Consider the following 2,292-nt stretch of genomic DNA (forward strand, 5'->3'; position numbering starts at 1 on the left):
GCCGGTAGCGCCCGAAGCGGCGAATGTTGTGCGTCGCATACGGGCTCACGAATTCAATGTCCTCGGTGCGGACCTTCTCGCCCTCGGCACGAGCAAGATGACGGTACTTCGCATGATTAGCGCCGGCACACTCGCGGCTAAGCAGGCCTGCAAGGGAGCGCCTTGGGTCATCAAAGCCGTCGATGTACAGCGCCCCGAGGTCTGCGCATTGGTCGCAACCCAATCAGGTGTTCACCTCGGACATCACGTGCATCTGAACCGACGAAGGTTGGTTGTATCTGGCGGTAACGCTGGACCTGTTCAACCGGTTCGTGGGCTGGTCGGTCAAGCCGCGTTTGACGGCGGAGTCGTAACCGATGCGTTGACGATGGAATGGTTCCGCCGCCGGCCCGCGCCCGGCGCGCTGCATCATTCGGATAGGGGCAGTCAATACGCCAGCTACGACTTCCAGCGTAAGCTGAGCTCGTACGGCATCCGATGCTCCATGAGCCGCAAAGGCAGTTGCTGGGATAACGCACCGACGGAAAGTTTCTTCAACAGCCTGAAGAACGAGCGCCTGCATGACACGAGGTATCGCACGCATCGCGAAGCCGTGGCGGACGTTCGAATATTTCGAAGAGTTTTATAACCGCAGTCGTCGTCACTCATCGCTTGGCTTCGCGTCGCCATCCCAGGTCATGCAAGACTGGCTTGTGGCTCAGCGGACAAGAGGTGCGGCTGCATAACCCGGGCCTCTGGAAGGCGAAAAACCGGGGGAATCTCACGTGACACTGTCAATCAGCATTGCCCTCGACCCGAAACATCCCATCCCATTCACTCCGTCCTCCATGCCAGCCGGTCGAACGGCGACTCGGATACCCCAAAGACCGAGACCACTGGGTCTTCTGCTATTAACTGATAAACCCGCTGTAGCGTTGGAAATCCTTCTGGAATCGAAAAGACAGCTTTCGCCTCATCCGAGGCAGGCCGTGCTTGTAAAAGCAATCTTGAGCTTTCGACGGAAATTCCACGGTCATGTAGCAACTCACCAACCGACTTCCTATCCAGCTCGTCAACAATATCATCGCCAAAGCATTGCGACACGTATAGAGTGTCAAACACAATCGGCATTGTAGCAATCGACGTCAACGTTCTGACACAGCAAATGGGTTCAATTGGAACATCAAATTCTCTGAATGCGAAGCTTGAGAGCTCTTCTCGTGTTACGGAAACTATCGTGGTCTGTGGCTCAATAACAGGGGGCTGCCGACCGACAGAACGCGTAAGCGAAAAACCAAAATCAAGGATGAATCGTCGCTTCTCCCTCACAAAGATTCCACGCCCGGGCACGCAGTCCACTATCCCAGTCGACCGGAGATCTTCTATTGCGCGACCTACAGTTGTCACACTGACACCGAAACTATCGGCGAGCTCGCAGATCGACGGCAGTCGTTCGCCCACGGCATACTCCTGCTCTGCCACACGCCGCGTTATCTCGTGCCGAATTTTTTCGTGTAGTCGCTTTGCTATCATTTTTTCACTCAGAAAAACTCCACAAAACATGCAAACCTTAATCGCGGTCGCTCGTAAACTTATCATATGTTCTGTTCCACTGAACCAATGAAACTGCACTAACCTGATAGACGTCTATTGCGTTTCCACTGGGTGGTAGATCGCATTGAGTACTTCGACCGTGGCAAGCTGGACAAGCTTGTCCTCCAGCGCCGGCACGCCCAGCGGGCGTTTGCTGCCGTCGGCTTTGTCGAAGTACACGCGTCTGATAGGCTGGGGCCGGTAAGCCCCTCGGGCGAGCCGGTCGGACAGGTCCAGAAGCCGGCCTTCAAGGTCCAGTCCGTACGACTGCCACGTCTCGCCGTCCACCCCGGCAGCCCCTTGCGCTCCCGCCCGAAGTAAGCTGCCCGCAAGCGGTCGACCGCGTAGATGTGATGCAACAGGGTGGTCAGCTTTACACCCGGTCGGCCTTTGGCCGTCTGTCGTATGCCGTCGAGCGCCGCTCCCATGTCACAAGACCGCCCCAATCTGCGGGATGTGCGCGCTGCGACTGCATTGCCCTTGGCCTGCTGCCTTTCCTCCATCCACCTTCATATCAACCAAATTGATTCGCACGAGCGACAACTCGCTCGACGGGATAAGGGTCGTCCGCTCCGCGCAGCGTTTGGTCTCAGTGTTGTCCGTTCCTCGTTTCAATGTTTACCGCTTCCCTCCGATGACCACGTCGGAAGCTATTTCAAGAGCCTCCTAGACATCATGTATGGACCTGCCGCACCTCAAGGGACGCGGATTAAGCTTGAG

The 2,292-nt window shown here is 56.5% G+C and carries 2 protein-coding genes and 1 pseudogene; 1 reads left to right on the forward strand and 2 read right to left on the reverse strand.

The features are described from left to right. Positions 1–212: 212 nt before the first annotated feature. Positions 213–725 (forward strand): annotated as a pseudogene (locus ACOJB8_RS40930) (IS3 family transposase); the annotation flags it as partial. 88 nt (positions 726–813) lie between these two features. On the opposite strand, the gene ACOJB8_RS40935 reads toward ACOJB8_RS40930, so the two are convergent. After that, entirely contained in the window at positions 814–1,542 is a 729-nt protein-coding gene (locus ACOJB8_RS40935) for a GntR family transcriptional regulator (protein ID WP_083245650.1), read from the reverse strand. Positions 1,543–1,626: 84 nt separating this feature from the next. After that, a complete protein-coding gene (locus ACOJB8_RS40940) occupies positions 1,627–1,860 on the reverse strand; it encodes a hypothetical protein (protein ID WP_368662001.1) in 234 nt (77 codons plus the stop codon). Positions 1,861–2,292: the final 432 nt, after the last annotated feature.

This window comes from Paraburkholderia sp. BR10141, from assembly GCF_056155635.1.

Coding starts and splice junctions, on each gene's coding strand:
- ACOJB8_RS40935 (WP_083245650.1), bottom strand. CDS start 1,542: ATGTTTTGTGGAGTTTTTCTGAGTGAAAAAATGATAGCAAAGCGACTA.